The organism is Bacillus sp. FSL K6-1006, assembly GCF_038593175.1.
Lineage (GTDB): Bacteria > Bacillota > Bacilli > Bacillales > Bacillaceae > Bacillus > Bacillus safensis.
Map to the genome: position 1 here is coordinate 2,096,358 of NZ_CP151970.1, position 15,451 is coordinate 2,111,808.

Genomic DNA, 15,451 nt, shown 5'->3' on the forward strand with positions numbered 1-15,451 from the left:
TGGAAAAGACAAAAAAACGCCCTATAAACAAATAGGACGTTTTCCAAATTAAATTTGCACCATTTTTACCGCACGGGCTTTTTTTGCTTTCCTTAAACCAAACCACCATAAAAAAATCATGAACGGCACCATGATATATCCCCAGTTTTTCATCCCTAATAGAATGAAATCATACAGGCCGTGAAACAGCACAGGGAGCGTTAAAGAAAGGATCAGCCATTTGCGCTGCTCTTTTTTATCAGAGAAGCGGGCTTTTCCGATATAAAATCCCATCACAACACCAAATAATGCGTGACTTGATACAGGTAATAAAGCACGGGTAAACGCATATTCGACCCCGTGGCCGACTAAGTAAAGGATATTTTCAAGTGTTGCAAAACCAAGTGAGACACTCGTTCCATACACAATTCCGTCATAGTGTTCGTCAAACTGGGCATGTGCATAAACGCTGACCATTAAAATAAACCATTTTAATGATTCCTCTAAAAAGCCCGACGTCACAAATGAAATCAAGATAGGATTTGTTGCAATATTTTCCTCTTGAAGGACATATTGAATAAACATGGTTGGAAACACAAGTATGACACCTAGCATAAAAGATCTGATGACCATGTGAACCGGCTCATTGTCGTACTGATCTTTCAAATAAAAATAACTTAAAAGTGCGATGCCGGGAGCTAAACCTGCTGAGATGATTGCGATCATAACCAGACCTCTTTCCCTACATTATCCTTCATTATCGTACCATGATTTACCCTTTTTTTATATGACTCGGGCCCATTTTTCTAAAAATACCTTTCTATATAATCCCAATTTATAAAAAAAAGAACCGAACCCCTTTGAAGGATTCAGTTCTTTTTTTATCCGTTAATTCTTTTTTTGATTTCTTCTGCAATGAGTCCGCCATGAAATCTTCCATTTTCGATAAAAATTTCATTGGCATTATTTCCAGCTGCAATGACTCCTGCAATGAAAATGCCTTCAACATTCGTTTCCATCGTCTCTTCATCAAATGCTGGACGGCCTGATTCTTGGTCAATCGTGACACCCATTTTTTCTAAGAAAGAATGATCTGGGTGATAGCCAGTCATGGCAAATACATAGTCACTTTTCACTCGATCCGTTTGATTTTGCTGGTTTGTGAAGATCACATCTTCTTCTGTGATTTCTTTCACCTGCGCACCAAACTCCATTCGAATCGTTCCATTACGGACAAGCGCTTCAAACTCTGGTAAAATCCAAGGCTTGATGCTGGATGAATATTCAGTTCCTCTATACAGCACAGTGACTCTGCTTCCGCATTTCACAAGTTCTAACGCAGCATCAACACTGGAGTTCTTCCCGCCGATCACCGTCACATCTTTATCAAAATATGGATGTCCTTCTTTAAAATAGTGATATACGTGGGGAAGGTCTTCTCCTTTGACGTTCATATAGTTTGGATGATCATAGTAGCCAGTCGCAATGACGACGTAATCACATGCATAGTCGTCTTTTGATGTATTCACCGTAAAACGGCCATCTTGTTTCGTCACGGCGTTTACTTTTTCAAAAGCATGCACACGCAGTTTTTTTCGTCTGACGACCTCTCGGTAATAGGAAAGCGCCTGAATACGAACGGGCTTACGGTTTTCAGTAATAAAAGCAACATCACCGATTTCAAGCTTTTCACTTGTACTAAAAAAGGTTTGATGTGTTGGGTAATGATAAATACTGTTCACGACATTCCCCTTTTCAATCACAAGTGCATCAATCCCAATTTGCTTGAATGCAATGGCAGCTGATAACCCGCATGGGCCGCCTCCTATTATGATCGCTTTTTCTTGTTTCATTTGTTCCACTCCTGTCATTTCACTGCAATAACAATTGCTGGGCTGTTTGATTCTTTGTTCCATTCCATAAAAAAATCTCCTATTTAAGGATAGGAGATTTTAAGGCGCGATGCAAATCAGCCGCTTAAATCCAGCCTCTGAATCGAGAAGCTTCAGCCATTTTACGTACACCGACCATATATGCAGCAAGACGCATATCAATTCGGCGGTTTTGCGCCATTTCATAAATATTATTAAATGATTTCACCATCATATCTTCTAAACGAGTTTCAACTTCTTCTTCTGTCCAGTAGAATCCTTGGTTATTCTGAACCCATTCAAAGTAAGAAACAGTTACACCACCCGCACTCGCAAGTACGTCTGGAACAAGCAGTACACCACGATCTGAAAGAATTTTGGTTCCTTCCAGTGTCGTTGGGCCATTTGCTGCTTCTACGACAATTTTGGCTTTAATGTTTGCCGCATTATCTTCTGTGATTTGGTTTTCAATGGCTGCAGGTACTAAGATATCACAATCCAGCTCAAGCAGCTCTTGGTTTGTAATTGTATCGTTAAATAGTTTAGTGACGGTTCCAAAGCTGTCACGTCGGTCAAGCAAGTAGTCAATGTCTAGACCATCTTCATCGTATAATCCGCCGTACGCATCTGAAATTCCTACGATTTTTGCTCCAGCATCATACATGAATTTAGCTAAGTAGCTTCCTGCATTTCCGAATCCCTGTACGACAACACGAGCCCCGTTAATGTCAATTCCTTTTTTCTTCGCCGCTTCTTTGATGCAGATCGTCACACCTTTTGCTGTTGCCGTATCACGTCCGTGTGATCCTCCAAGAACAATTGGTTTTCCTGTAATAAATCCTGGCGAGTTAAATTCATCAATTCTAGAATATTCATCCATCATCCATGCCATAATTTGAGAGTTCGTAAACACGTCTGGTGCTGGAACATCTTTTGTTGGTCCAACGATTTGACTGATGGCGCGAACATAGCCGCGGCTTAGTTTTTCAAGCTCTCTGAATGACATTTCTCTTGGATCACAGATAATACCGCCTTTTCCTCCGCCATAAGGAAGATCCACAATTCCACATTTTAAACTCATCCAAATTGAAAGCGCTTTTACTTCTTTTTCCGTAACGTTCGGGTGGAAACGGATTCCGCCTTTTGTTGGACCGACAGCATCATTGTGCTGTGCGCGGTAACCAGTGAAAATTTTCACCGATCCATCATCCATACGTACTGGAATTTTGACCGTTAATAGACGAATTGGCTCCTTCAGCAATTCATACACTTCCTGCGGATACCCTAATTTGTCTAGCGCTTTATGTATGACGGTTTGAGTTGACTTTAAAACATCTAGCTTATCTTCTGCGTTATGAGCGGCGTTTTGATCGGCTGCCATTAAAATAAACCCCCTAGAAATCTTTCATGATCTACTGCTCCCTTTCAAGCAATAGTATACACCTTCGTACTGGTAAAGCAAAGGTAAAAAGCGTTTTTTATCAAAATAAAATATCAGCGTTTATAAATATAAAAAAGGATATAAAAAAATACTGTTGTTTCATCACAACAGTATTAAATATAATAGAAAAAAGTGATTAAAAATACATTTGAATCGTTTTCACAGCATCTTCTTGCATGATCACTTTTCCATATTCTTTTAGCCGGTGAATGGTGAGTGTCGTAGGTGAACCAAACTCTGCTAAAATCGAAATGACTGTATCAGCAGATAATTCTCCAACATCATCCAGGCTGAGGTAATATTGACCTTCATAATGGTAAACTGTACCCCCTAAAAGTCCAATACGACTTAAACTATGGGACAGTTGAATCACATCTTCAAACGAGGCAAATTGATAGAGCACATGCTTACTCTCGTCGAGCTTGACTTGCATCTCAATGTAATCTTCATCAAACTCATCATCAGCATCTTCCTGCTGACTCTTTGTGACAATGACGACCATCCCCTGCGCCTGAAGAGAAAATACTTCAACAGCAATCGGTCCATTCGCTTCAAAACCGAGCTCCTGATTCGCTTCGTTCATCATGTCTTTAAACAGCTGATGGACTTTGAACGAATCTTTCCAAAGGTCTTCTTTCGTAAGACCTCGGTCTGTCAGGTCATCTAGTGTGAGAAAAATTTTGATTTTATTATAATTCAGACGCTCCAGTCGCATAACGTTCCCTCCTGCCTCTTCTAAACACACATCATACTGTAGTATATGAGATGATGAGTCATAGGTTCTTAATTTTGTATTCAGTTTACACTGTGTCATGACGGAAGACAAGCACGAAGCTACGCTTACGGTGACTTTTATGGAAAATATTGAGGGTGCCGCAAGTTAACGCGTTTTTAGAGGCATTAAATAGATCAGATGGGTTTCTGGTTCTGCTCCGAGACGCAAGGGAATTTTTGTTGTTCCGTAGCCATTACTAATGAGAAAGAACGCACCTTTGACCTGGCCTGTTCTTCCTTTTTCATACGGTCCAAATTTCCCAATTCGAATCTGTCCCCCATGCGTATGACCGCTCAGGACAAGATCGATTCCTTCTTCTTCACTCATCAAATGATGTACATCTGGATTGTGTGATAAGAGAATATTGACATCATCTTTCACAAAATCAGGCCGTATCGCTTCATAATCTGCTTTTTCAAGCCGAATATCATCAATTCCTCCAATTTTGATTCGCTGCCCTTCGAAATTCCATACAGCCGTTTCATTTTGCAAAGTCGTGACATCGTATGCATGAAGAATTTCTTTAAACCTTTGCTGGTGCAGCTCATGATCATTATTTCCCCAGACAAAATAAACCGGCGCAATTCTTGATAAACGTTTCACATTTTCTTCAATCCTTGCATAGGGTACACCTTTTTCTGCTAAATCTCCGCCAATCATAATCACATCTGGCTCTTCCTGTCTGATTTCTGCTAATAAAGTGTCACTGATGAGACGTCTGTGTGTATCAGAAATAAAGAAAATGACAGCAGGCCGGTCTGATTGAAGTGCTTCTATTGTAAAGTAATGCTTTTTGATGTTGTTTTGTTTTGCCGTTTTCACCATTTTTGCCGTTACACACACACCTGTTGTAACAGCCGCAATGGCGGCAGTAAATCCGATGGCATATTTCATCACAAATGGCTCCCTTACATATCTTTCTTTCATAAGACGCTTGAATGAAAAAAGACGTTTCAACTGTTAAACGTCTTTTTTTCTCATTTATTTACTTTCATAATAGAGATTAATGTCGTATTGCTTCTGCATATAGTGAAAAACCGTCTCGCGCTCTTTCCACTGATTTGATTGCGGCCATAAATCTGTGCTTTTTTGTATAATTTCACATCGAAGCCGATGATATTCATCCTCAGCCTTTTCTTCTTTTTTCTTGTAGTAATAAGAGGCGTAAAAAGCAAAGACTTCAGCCATGATCCAAAACAGAAAAACTTCATGACCAAGCAGTGTTGCAATCATGGCTTCCGGCTGAAGCGAGCCGCCTCCCGCATTTGCCGTGATCACAAAATAAAACAAAAGAATGGCCAGCGATAGAAGGGCTGTCCATTGCCATCTTTTGCACTGCTTGGCAAAGCCCTCATATTTATGCTTTCTTTTGATCAATGTTTCCATCATTTTCCGTGTCGGCTGATCCATATATCGGCTGATTGCGTGCAATGTCATCACATACACCCTGTCCCTTTTTTCTACATATGTATGTGCGTGCTTCTTCATTCATGTCAGGTGATTAGTTTTCTAGTGGAATATTCAGCACTTGACCACTATACACGCTGTTACCTTTCAAATGATTATAGGCTCTAATTTTCTCTTCACCCGAACGGTTTTTGTAATACTTCATTGAAATTCGATACAGGTTTTCCTCTGGACCAACGGTGTGCTGCACGACACGAACTGGTTTTTCTTCCTGCTTCTTTTTCTCTTCGGCCTCTTTTCGTTTTTTCTCTTCCTGTTGCTTTTGCAAGGCTAGCTGCTGCTGTTCACGCTTTTTGGCAGCTTCGGCTCTCGCGCGTTCTTTTTCTTTCGCTGCTTGTTCACGCTCTTCTTTCTCTTTAGCAGCTTTTTCTTTTTTCTGCTGTTCAGCTTTTTCTTTCGACCGCTGTTTTTCTTTCTCTTTCTTTTGCTTCTCATCATCAGACGCATCCGCTTTATCAACGCTTGAGTCATTTTTCGTTTCGACAAGTGCTGACGGGACTGGGTCTGTGTCAGCACTTGATGTAGAATCAATATTATATACATCTTGATTATTATTATGGTTGATTTCCTTTGATGTGTAGTAGATCAAAAGAAAGAACACTGTGACGACGATAATAGGAAAGATAATAGCAAGTGTTGTAAACAATGGATTACGCACCTTTTTCGTGCGCTGCTTTTTATATTCATGAAAATCTTCTCGTGTAGGAAAGTGAGAGTCATCTGAAGGCTGCACTTCTTCTTCAAAAATTTTCTCTGCATCATCGTCATGGATGTTTGTCAGCTGCTCCTTCTTTCTCTTCATTCTCGACATTTCTTCCATGTTCATCCCTCCCCCTATATTTCAAACGAATTTGACAAGCAAAGACTAAGTCAATGACAAAATGGGTCATGACAGGAACAAATAAATTCCCAGTCCACTCGTATAAAAGTCCTAAAAAAATACTAATTGAAACCACAAGGATAAACAAGAGTATTTTTGATAAGTAGCGAAAGTGAAGGAGCGCAAACACAATACTGGCAATCTCCAATCCAAATTGCTGCTGGACGATCCCTCGGAATAGAATTTCCTCTGAAAAGGCGATGAGCAGTGTTAACCAAACAATATGCGGGATGCTGCGGTTTTTGAACATTTTTTCATTTAATCCGCCATCATCATACATATGAGCAGGAAACACCTTCATAACAATCGCATCCACAATGATCACAAGCACAGCGCCGCCAATTCCATAAGTCAGTATCCGCGCATCTTGGATCTCCCAAAGGGATGTAAAATCTGTCCAATGATCGAACATAAATATACCTAGTAAAAAAGAAATGATCAGCATCAGCAGCTGCGTGAAATACAGCTGTTCTACAACTTGTCGATCGGTTAATTTTTCGATGATTCGGCGATGTTGTTCAATCAATGCTGCGCCTCTTTTGTCAGATGAAACATACGATCCAGCACGGTCTTCCAGTGTTTCATTTCATTCAGCTCCAATGGTTGATCTTTTTTTTCATAATCAGACAGGTCAAGTCCGCAAGAAGAGCAGCAGCTGCCAGAGGATGCGCTCTCCGTTTGATCAAGCTGTTCGTAAAAGTATGATAACAGAGATTGTCTAAAGCAGCTATGATCTGTGATCCGCTCCTTAAATTGCCACACTTTTCTCAGTTTTTCAGTTTGTCTGTCCTGCAATTTCTCTTTCAGTTTCATCAGGAGCACACGAGGCTCGTCAGATTGATACATCCTGTAATAATGGATCAGCATTCTTGCACGTGTCTCCTGAAGCCCTGATTCCATCAATTGTTCACGTAGTTTCTTTTCATCATTTGTCTGCATTTGTGTCAGCCTGGCTAAGAAAAAATCAATTTCTGGATCATCAAAGCCCTCTGCTTGTATTAAATGCTGTTGAATATCCGCGTCCTCTTCTGTATATAAAAGAATGCTCACACTATTTTTCCCGTCCCGTCCTGCTCTTCCAATTTCCTGCATAAATGCTTCAATAGACTGCGGCGGGCTCATATGAATAACAAATCGTATATCTGCTTTGTCAATTCCCATTCCAAAAGCACTTGTACAACAAATGAGGTCAAGCTGTCCGCTGATAAATTGCTGCTGAATAAGCATGCGGTCTCCTGCATCCATTCCGCCATGGTAATACTCTACACGCTGATGGGTTTTTTGTTTCATTATGAGCGCCATATCTTCTGTCATTTGCCGGGTCGGGCAATAAATCAGGCCAGGGCCTTGCAGGAATTCCACAAGCTCAATGGCCCGTTTCTCTTTTGCTTCTTTCGTTTCGTGCGCTTCTTTGACTAATGCGATGTTTGGCCGGTTGACAGAATGGATATGAAAGTCTGGATGCTGCAATCTTAACGTTTGCACGGTATCTTTTAGCGTTTGTTTTGTTGCAGTTGCCGTGAGTGCTAAGGCGACAGGATAACCTAACGCTTCTCTCCATTCTCCCAGCTTGGAATATTCCGGACGGAAATCATGCCCCCATTCGGATATACAATGGGCTTCATCGACGACGAACAGACCAATATGCATCGATTTGAGCTGTTCTAGCAGCACCTCTGACATTAATGCCTCAGGCGCGACGAATAAAAATTTATATGATGGCAAATGCCGAATGATATGCCGTCTCTCCTGAAAAGATAATGTGCTGTTCAGTGCCGCCACTCGTTTTTCTCCGCGCATTTTCATTCGTTCGACTTGGTCCTCCATAAGCGATAACAGCGGCGAAATAATGAGAACTAATCCTTCAGTCATATAGCCGGGAATTTGATAGCAGATGGACTTCCCTCCGCCAGTAGGCAGCATGGCAACCGTATCTTTCTGATTCAGTACACTTTGAATAATGTCCTCTTGACCTGCTTTAAATGAGTCGTAACCAAAATATCGCATGAGCGTCTGATGAAGCTTATCCATTTGCTTTCACCATCCTTGTCAGAGCCAATCTTATTTGAAAATAAGTAAATGGATGTTCGAGTTTTTCTTTAATCAGCTTCATTTTATTTGTTTGAAGCTCCCTGGCTACTGCATGAATGGCCTGCTGCTCTTCTTCGCTCACATACGGCTCTATTGAGAAGCTCGGTTCATGTATGGACAGCTCGACAATATGGTCTTCGATCGTTGCCTTTTTTAATGAACGAATGTGAGCAATCTGATCAATATCATAGCCTTTTTGCACAAGCTCGAGCGTTTTATGGGTAGAGGTTGTTAGCACGCGTTTGAATTCAAGGTCACCTACGAGCTGCTGCATGACCTGCGCTTCACCTTTTTGGGCAGCATGAATAAAATAATGGAGGACATTCCAAAAAAGCAGGTACACATACCACACATCTTCTTTTAGCCACTCTGCCATTTGCTGATACGTACGCCCAATTCTTTCATTTGACGTCAATGAGTAAACAAAAATCAGCGCCTCTTGATCACTTATACGGGAAAGGAGCTTGTCTAGTTCATGATGCAGCTCTTCCGAAAGCTTATTCTTCTCGTGATGCTGTTTTAAGAAGGATTTCGTCCAGCTTTGTACAGATACATCTCTTTGTATTGGAACATATTGATGCGATCCAGCCAGATGGTGAGACAGCACTTGTACAAGTAAAGAGAGTCTCATCCATAGCACCTTTGCTTTATCATGATATTTGGCACCGTGAAAATAAGCGGGCATCGGTTTTTCTGAAAAATACTGGTTTAGCATACGCTGTCCTGCATTTGTAACAGTGAATGTCTCCCCTGTTTTTACAATGTAGTGCTTTTCGTCAAGCTTTATAGCAGAGCGATTCAGCTGATCCCTCGTAAACCCTGGGTAACAGCCGAAGTACTTTGAAAGCTGAAACAAACTGGCATCCTGTATGGTTTGTGATGATTTCTTTCCTTTAAAAAGATGGTAGACAGCACTTATGGAGCGTTCGCCGTTCAATTTATGTACGCTGTCCATTAACATGACATCCAAGTAATGAAGAGTCATTCGCCAAAGCACCTGTCTTCCTGACAAAATTCGAATATTTTCTCCCTTTATTTTAACAGATTTCATAGAAGAAGAAATGTTTAAACTCAATTTGTGGGGGAAAGTTATGAACAAACCCTTATGTGATAAGCATTCTCAATCACTTTACAGTTGAAATGTGAAATTAAAATCATTACAATAAGGTTTGAGGAAATTGTTTTTTATCGGTGAAACTAAAAAGGTTAGACCATTTGTTCCATCGAACAATCTGGGAGGTATTTTTTTAACATGGCAAAATATACAATTGTAGACAAAGACACATGTATTGCTTGCGGCGCATGCGGTGCAGCTGCTCCAGACATTTATGATTATGATGATGAAGGCATTGCATTTGTTACGCTTGATGACAACCAAGGGACTGTAGAAGTTCCAGAAGTACTTGAAGAAGATATGCTTGATGCATTTGAAGGATGTCCAACAGATTCAATCAAAGTTGCGGACGAATCTTTCGATGGTGACCCGCTTAAGCATGAATAGTATAAAAGCCCCTTATGCAGGGGCTTTTTTTATATTAACTATTTTGAAGTCGGCGTTTATTTTCAAACCATGGACGCATTTTCACAAAAATGAGGCTAAACACGATGGTAATGATGATTCCTTTAATAAGATTAAAAGGCAATATCCCTGCTGTTATCGTCGCCTTGAGCATATTATCCGAAAGTTGAGGCGCATTTAAAAACCATGTGTAAGCCGGCAGAAACAGGAAGTAATTTAAAATACTCATCATCACAGTCATAAGCACTGTGCCCAAGAACATAGACCATACAATGCCCTTTGCCGATTTGATTTTTTTGAAAATGAAGGCCACTGGTAAAATGAACAATACACCTGCTGTAAAGTTCGCTACTTGATCAACAGGAACACCAGACATACTGCCATGAATGAGATAATGCAGTACATTTTTTAATGCCTCAACAGCAATCCCTGCACCCGGCCCATAAATTAAAATCGCAATAATCGCTGGAATATCGCTGAAATCAATTTTCAAATATCCTGGAAGCCCAGGGAACGGGAAGTTTAATAACATTAAAACAAATGAAATACTGCTAAGCATACTGATTACAACTAAACGCTTTACTTTACTTTGATTCAATATTCTCTCTCCTTTTCGATCAAATCTTTCGAAAAGAGGATTGTTCCATTTTAGCCACAAAAAAACCGCCCTTGAAAACAGGAGCGGGGAAATTGGGCTAGACAAATAAACGTGTGAACATCAATGTTTTCAACGTTTATGAACCTCCATCTTCTCCCATCCAGACTATACTGTCGGCTTCGGAATCACACCGAATCCTGCCAAAAAGGCTCGCGGGCTTAGAGACTATGCTCATCACCGCCGGTAGGGAATTACACCCTGCCCCGAAGATTGATCATTATTCAATTCGACATCATTATATATGATATATGAGCATTTGTACAGATAAAAATCTGAGCAAATTCATCAGTTTTAAGAAATCGTAAAAAACACAAAAATTATAATGACAAATGCGCAAAAATTGGTTATCTTTTGTTTAAAGGTGTTCATTCTTTATAAAGACACAAAGAAATGTTCGTGTTTTCTTTTTCACTTTACTGCTTTAATTTGATTGACACAGTGAAAAGGAATATGGTAAATTATCAGATATTTATGACGTTTATTTTAGGAGGAAATCTTACGATGTTTCGAGTATTAGTCTCAGATAAGATGAGCAATGATGGTCTTCTACCACTTTTAGAATCAGATTTTGTTGAAATTGTCCAAAAAAATGTAGCAGAAGCAGAAGATGAATTACACACGTTTGATGCCTTACTTGTCAGAAGTGCCACGAAAGTAACGAAAGAGCTTTATGAAAAAATGACTTCATTAAAAATTGTCGGCCGTGCCGGTGTGGGAGTAGACAATATTGACATTGATGAAGCGACCAAACACGGCGTCATTGTGATCAATGCACCAAACGGTAATACGATCTCGACAGCTGAGCATACGTTCGCTATGATTTCATCACTTATGCGTCATATTCCGCAAGCCAACATTTCTGTCAAATCAAAAGAATGGAACAGAGGTGCATATGTTGGTGCTGAGCTTTACGGAAAATCTCTTGGGATTGTCGGCTTAGGCAGAATCGGAAGTGAAATCGCGCAGCGTGCAAGAGCATTTGGCATGACAGTCAACGTGTTTGACCCATTTCTCACAAAGGAACGTGCAGAAAAAATTGGCGTCAATGCGAAATCACTTGATGAAGTACTCGAAGTATCAGATATTATTACTGTACATACGCCATTAACAAAAGAAACAAGAGGACTTCTCAATAAAGAAACGATTGCAAAAACGAAAAAAGGTGTTCGCCTTGTAAACTGTGCGCGCGGCGGCATTATTGACGAGGCTGACCTTCTTGAGGCACTTGAAAGCGGCCATGTCGCAGGAGCTGCACTCGATGTATTCGAGGTAGAACCGCCAACTGATAATCCGCTTGTGGATCATCCACATGTCATTGCAACTCCGCATCTTGGTGCCTCTACAAAAGAAGCACAATTAAATGTAGCGGCGCAAGTATCTGAAGAAGTCCTTCAATTTGCAAAAGGTCTTCCTGTCATGTCATCTATTAATCTACCAGCGATGACAAAAGACGAGTTCAAAAAGATTCAGCCTTATCATCAATTTGCAGGAAAACTTGGACGTCTTGTCTCTCAATCAATGAGAGAACCTGTAAAAGAAGTAGGCATTTCTTATGAAGGCTCTATTTCAAAACTCGAAACATCCTTTATCACAAAGAGTCTTCTGTCAGGCTTTTTAAAAGAGCGTGTTGATTCGACTGTGAATGAAGTAAATGCTGGAATGGTCGCAAAAGAACGAGGCATTAGCTTTAGTGAAAAAATTTCTTCCAGCGAATCTGGTTACGAAAACAGTATTTCCATTGAAGTCAAAGGTGATCTTTCAACCTTTACTCTAAAAGCGACTTACATCCCGCATCTAGGGGAGCGCGTTGTTTCTATTAATGGTTTTAATATTGATTTTTATCCAGATGGACACCTTGTCTATATCCAGCATACAGATGCACCTGGTGTGATTGGAAAGGTTGGACAGATTTTAGGCGACCATGATGTCAACATCGCCACAATGCAGGTGGGACGTAAAGAAAAAGGCGGCGAAGCCATTATGATGCTTTCTTTCGACAAGCATCTAGAGGACGAAATTGTGAAAAAATTAACTGAAGTGCAGGATATTCTTTCTGTCCGCCTGATTGATCTATAAAAAACAGTGATAAACCTCATGCTTTGCATGAGGTTTTAGATTGTCGACAAAGAGCTAAAATGATTTTCATTTTAGCTCTTTGTCTTCTTTTCAGCGTGATTGAAAACCTTTGCAGCCCTAGGAAGGGCGGCTTATCTTTGCGGAGCGAATTTGACATTCGTGAGCACCGGCACGCAGCCCTGACAACGAATGCGAGGGTTTGTCTACACGCTGACCTCATGCAAAAGCATGAGGTTTATTTAGTTGAAACCATTAAACGGTCTCCTGTTCGAATGAGGTGAGTGGTCAGCTCATTAATCTTTTTCAATTGTTCTACAGTCATTTCATGCGCCTTTGCTATCGACCAAAGGGTATCCCCTTGTTTAATGACATATGTATTTTTTTCATGTCCATTTACATGAAGAGCCGGCTCTTGGAAACGTTCCACAGCAATCATTTTGAGCGGATCTACCGCATCCTTTTTGCTGACTGACCAATTGCCACGATGTACTTCAAAATGCAAATGAGTGCCTCTGGAGGCTCCTGTGTTGCCAATTATGCCAATCGGCTGTCCCGCTTGTACATGGTCACCCTTTTTCACAAAACGCTCGTGTAAATGAGCATAGACGGTTTCGTATCCATTTGGATGCTGAATAAATATAACTTCTCCATATGTAGCCGATACATACGAACGCGTGACCACACCTTCACTTGCAGCAAAAATGGATTCTCCTTCTGGCGCAGCTATATCTAATCCCTTATGCGAGCCGCCCCTTGTCCCAAACAAGTCAGTGACTTCTCCTTTCACTGGTTCCACCCATTCGTTTGTCTTCTGCGCATGGGCAGATGGCGCTAAGATCAAGAGCAAAAAACAGCTGGCACCTATGAAGCAATACCTTTTCATCAGTGACTCCCCTTTTTTGAGGTTCTTTTCATGACAGCTTAGTATACAGCAAGAAGACCCTTTTCTATACATCAAAAAAGAACGCATTGAAATGCTTGCGTCCTTTAACGATCTTTAATGACAACTGGATTCGGCAGGGCCGGTACCTCTATTGGTTCATTTAATTCATATGGTCCTACTTGATCTGTTCCTTCATATTGAATGGTGACATCTGTAAAACCAAAATCTTTCGCTGTGAGCAGCAGACCTTCAATGAGTAGAGTATGATCAATTGAGTCCGATAATTGTGCTGATGCTCCAAACGTGATGGTTACATGCTTACCTTTTGATGTCACTTCTTTAATGGGTTCTTCTTTAATTAATGGTTCAAGTCCAGAATCACTCGTGCGTTTCATGGCCTCTACAGCTTCTTCATAAGAAGAATAATGTGTTTTGGAGGGCACCAAAAAAGTCCCGCTCTTATTTTCTAACACGTAATAAGCTTTCTTCGTTTGTTTATCAATTGATATTGCGCCAATGCTGCTAGCCCCTAATTGAAGATGAGAGCCTTTGACTGATTTGACTTCCACTTGTTTATACCTGCTCCATTTGAGCGTTTCTTTTACCATATCTTTAAATCGATTGGCTTCCTTTATCGTATCAAGGGACAAATCATTTTTTAACTGAAAAACAAGTGTATTCCCATTTTCACGAAGGTCCACCATCTCAAGATAAGATTGAAGTGGCTTTGTCATTTCAAGCAGCTGCACCTGTTCATATGTGTTCATCATTTCCTGCAAATGGTCATGTTCATTCTCTTTTTCAATACTAATGGGAACCACTTGAGATGTTGATTCATCTATGTATGCAACCGTCATATACTTTTGCTTGTCTTCATGAGAAACAACGTGTGTGGTACCATTTGCCTGTTTGACCGGCTCTAATGTGGCATTTGCCTGTCCTTTGTCAGCACTTGAGTCCATTTTTATCTGTTTATGCTGTTCTTGAGCAGCCGGCTGAAATAAATGAGGAGAAATTAAAAACGCCATAAATAAAACCACAACGGTTGCCACCGCTGGACCGATCCATTTGACACTTTTCTTTTTCTTCCCGCTTGCCATCAGCACCTGCTGGTATATCTGCTTAGATGAACGGTTGTCCTCCACCTTTGGAAGCTGACTTAGTAACACCTTGATTCGTTCTTCGCTCCAATCGGACCTGTTCGTTTTCATTCACTAGCTCCTCCTTCAAAAGCTCCATATGTTTTCGGAGCACTTTCAGGCCTCGGTGCTGCGTTGTTTTGACTTTGCTTTCCGAGAACTTTAGCGCCTTTGCCGTCTCCATGATTGAGTAGCCCTGGATAAACCTTAAAATGATGACAGCTCTTTGATCAATCGTGCAGTGATCAAGCGCGGCATAAATTTCTTTAGTATTTTCATCCTGTACAGCCAGTTCGTCTGGGAGCAAGTCTGGGTCTTTTACATCCTGCTTATCCCAATCAAACGTGCCGAGTACCCGTTGTCTAATGGTTTGCTGCTTGCGAAACCAGTCAATCGCCACATGCCTTGCAATTGAAAACAGCCATGTTTTCTCGCTGCTTCTTCCTTCAAAAGTTTTATATGAGTGAAGTACCCGAATGTAAACCTCCTGTACGAGATCCTCTGCCTGATTTTTATCTTTAACCATATAAAATAAAAACTGGTACAAATCTTGATGGTACGAATCATATATTTTTTGAAAGGTTTCATGCATAGGAAACCCCTCCGTTCACTTATTTTTGTCGAGTGACTCTTATAAAACGTTACATTACAACTTTATGACAAATATATTAC

Annotated in this window: 16 protein-coding genes and 1 riboswitch; of the genes, 2 read left to right on the forward strand and 14 right to left on the reverse strand. The window is 40.6% G+C overall.

Annotated elements, in window-relative coordinates; genetic code table 11:
- Positions 1-48 precede the first annotated feature (48 nt).
- The 10 genes from prsW to NSS65_RS10775 form a co-directional block, all read right to left on the reverse strand.
- Positions 49-705 carry a glutamic-type intramembrane protease PrsW gene (gene prsW / locus NSS65_RS10730; RefSeq protein ID WP_024422824.1) on the reverse strand — a complete coding sequence of 219 codons (657 nt, stop codon included), beginning with the start codon at positions 703-705 and terminating at the stop codon, positions 49-51.
- 155 nt (positions 706-860) lie between these two features.
- The gene (locus NSS65_RS10735; RefSeq protein ID WP_034280402.1) at positions 861-1,832 is read right to left on the reverse strand and encodes a YpdA family putative bacillithiol disulfide reductase; all 972 of its coding nucleotides are present in this window, start codon (positions 1,830-1,832) and stop codon (positions 861-863) included.
- Between the two features lie 124 nt (positions 1,833-1,956).
- Positions 1,957-3,231: a Glu/Leu/Phe/Val dehydrogenase gene (locus tag NSS65_RS10740; protein WP_007500982.1), complete on the reverse strand. Its 1,275-nt coding sequence runs from the start codon at positions 3,229-3,231 to the stop codon at positions 1,957-1,959.
- Between the two features lie 196 nt (positions 3,232-3,427).
- On the reverse strand, positions 3,428-4,006 hold the full coding sequence (locus tag NSS65_RS10745; protein WP_024428080.1) for a genetic competence negative regulator: 579 nt from the start codon (positions 4,004-4,006) through the stop codon (positions 3,428-3,430).
- Between the two features lie 165 nt (positions 4,007-4,171).
- Entirely contained in the window at positions 4,172-4,960 is a 789-nt protein-coding gene (locus NSS65_RS10750; RefSeq protein ID WP_120208149.1) for a metallophosphoesterase, read from the reverse strand.
- An 87-nt stretch (positions 4,961-5,047) separates the two neighbouring features.
- On the reverse strand, positions 5,048-5,503 hold the full coding sequence (locus NSS65_RS10755; RefSeq protein WP_070326536.1) for a DUF2663 family protein: 456 nt from the start codon (positions 5,501-5,503) through the stop codon (positions 5,048-5,050).
- Positions 5,504-5,567: 64 nt separating this feature from the next.
- Positions 5,568-6,353, reverse strand: a complete 786-nt coding sequence (locus NSS65_RS10760; protein WP_061109299.1) for a LysM peptidoglycan-binding domain-containing protein — start codon at positions 6,351-6,353, stop codon at positions 5,568-5,570.
- On the reverse strand, positions 6,298-6,939 hold the full coding sequence (locus NSS65_RS10765) for a CPBP family intramembrane metalloprotease (RefSeq protein ID WP_280806409.1): 642 nt from the start codon (positions 6,937-6,939) through the stop codon (positions 6,298-6,300). Before NSS65_RS10765 ends, NSS65_RS10760 begins: the two co-directional genes overlap by 56 nt.
- Positions 6,936-8,444: an ATP-dependent DNA helicase RecQ gene (locus NSS65_RS10770; RefSeq protein ID WP_217008818.1), complete on the reverse strand. Its 1,509-nt coding sequence runs from the start codon at positions 8,442-8,444 to the stop codon at positions 6,936-6,938. Before NSS65_RS10770 ends, NSS65_RS10765 begins: the two co-directional genes overlap by 4 nt.
- Complete coding sequence (locus NSS65_RS10775) at positions 8,437-9,489, reverse strand: helix-turn-helix domain-containing protein (RefSeq protein WP_034280391.1); 1,053 nt, start codon at positions 9,487-9,489, stop codon at positions 8,437-8,439. The genes NSS65_RS10770 and NSS65_RS10775 overlap by 8 nt, the downstream gene beginning before the upstream one ends.
- Before the next feature lie 267 nt (positions 9,490-9,756).
- Between NSS65_RS10775 and NSS65_RS10780 the strand changes: the two genes are divergently transcribed.
- Positions 9,757-10,005: a ferredoxin gene (locus NSS65_RS10780; RefSeq protein WP_008361239.1), complete on the forward strand. Its 249-nt coding sequence runs from the start codon at positions 9,757-9,759 to the stop codon at positions 10,003-10,005.
- A 34-nt stretch (positions 10,006-10,039) separates the two neighbouring features.
- Here NSS65_RS10780 and NSS65_RS10785 read toward each other — a convergent pair whose 3' ends face one another.
- A complete protein-coding gene (locus tag NSS65_RS10785; RefSeq protein WP_024428075.1) occupies positions 10,040-10,621 on the reverse strand; it encodes an ECF transporter S component in 582 nt (193 codons plus the stop codon).
- A 144-nt stretch (positions 10,622-10,765) separates the two neighbouring features.
- Positions 10,766-10,896, reverse strand: a riboswitch (FMN riboswitch).
- A 286-nt stretch (positions 10,897-11,182) separates the two neighbouring features.
- Here NSS65_RS10785 and serA point away from each other — a divergent pair.
- The gene (gene serA, locus NSS65_RS10790) at positions 11,183-12,757 is read left to right on the forward strand and encodes a phosphoglycerate dehydrogenase (protein WP_024422834.1); all 1,575 of its coding nucleotides are present in this window, start codon (positions 11,183-11,185) and stop codon (positions 12,755-12,757) included.
- Between the two features lie 235 nt (positions 12,758-12,992).
- On the opposite strand, the gene NSS65_RS10795 is transcribed toward serA, so the two are convergent.
- The 3 genes from NSS65_RS10795 to sigX all read right to left on the reverse strand — a co-directional run bounded on the left by NSS65_RS10795 (position 12,993) and on the right by sigX (position 15,371).
- Positions 12,993-13,640, reverse strand: coding sequence for a M23 family metallopeptidase (locus tag NSS65_RS10795; RefSeq protein WP_046311648.1), 648 nt, complete (start codon positions 13,638-13,640; stop codon positions 12,993-12,995).
- Between the two features lie 104 nt (positions 13,641-13,744).
- Positions 13,745-14,851: a sigma X negative regulator gene (locus NSS65_RS10800; protein WP_144496196.1), complete on the reverse strand. Its 1,107-nt coding sequence runs from the start codon at positions 14,849-14,851 to the stop codon at positions 13,745-13,747.
- On the reverse strand, positions 14,763-15,371 hold the full coding sequence (gene sigX, locus NSS65_RS10805; RefSeq protein WP_024422837.1) for an RNA polymerase sigma factor SigX: 609 nt from the start codon (positions 15,369-15,371) through the stop codon (positions 14,763-14,765). The genes NSS65_RS10800 and sigX overlap by 89 nt, the downstream gene beginning before the upstream one ends.
- Between the last annotated feature and the right edge of the window lie 80 nt (positions 15,372-15,451).

Coding starts and splice junctions, on each gene's coding strand:
- NSS65_RS10760 (WP_061109299.1), bottom strand. CDS start 6,353: ATGGAAGAAATGTCGAGAATGAAGAGAAAGAAGGAGCAGCTGACAAAC.
- NSS65_RS10770 (WP_217008818.1), bottom strand. CDS start 8,444: ATGGATAAGCTTCATCAGACGCTCATGCGATATTTTGGTTACGACTCA.
- NSS65_RS10800 (WP_144496196.1), bottom strand. CDS start 14,851: ATGAAAACGAACAGGTCCGATTGGAGCGAAGAACGAATCAAGGTGTTA.
- NSS65_RS10740 (WP_007500982.1), bottom strand. CDS start 3,231: ATGGCAGCCGATCAAAACGCCGCTCATAACGCAGAAGATAAGCTAGAT.
- NSS65_RS10795 (WP_046311648.1), bottom strand. CDS start 13,640: ATGAAAAGGTATTGCTTCATAGGTGCCAGCTGTTTTTTGCTCTTGATC.
- serA (WP_024422834.1), top strand. CDS start 11,183: ATGTTTCGAGTATTAGTCTCAGATAAGATGAGCAATGATGGTCTTCTA.
- NSS65_RS10745 (WP_024428080.1), bottom strand. CDS start 4,006: ATGCGACTGGAGCGTCTGAATTATAATAAAATCAAAATTTTTCTCACA.
- sigX (WP_024422837.1), bottom strand. CDS start 15,371: ATGCATGAAACCTTTCAAAAAATATATGATTCGTACCATCAAGATTTG.
- NSS65_RS10755 (WP_070326536.1), bottom strand. CDS start 5,503: ATGACATTGCACGCAATCAGCCGATATATGGATCAGCCGACACGGAAA.
- NSS65_RS10775 (WP_034280391.1), bottom strand. CDS start 9,489: ATGACTCTTCATTACTTGGATGTCATGTTAATGGACAGCGTACATAAA.
- NSS65_RS10735 (WP_034280402.1), bottom strand. CDS start 1,832: ATGAAACAAGAAAAAGCGATCATAATAGGAGGCGGCCCATGCGGGTTA.
- prsW (WP_024422824.1), bottom strand. CDS start 705: ATGATCGCAATCATCTCAGCAGGTTTAGCTCCCGGCATCGCACTTTTA.
- NSS65_RS10780 (WP_008361239.1), top strand. CDS start 9,757: ATGGCAAAATATACAATTGTAGACAAAGACACATGTATTGCTTGCGGC.
- NSS65_RS10750 (WP_120208149.1), bottom strand. CDS start 4,960: ATGAAATATGCCATCGGATTTACTGCCGCCATTGCGGCTGTTACAACA.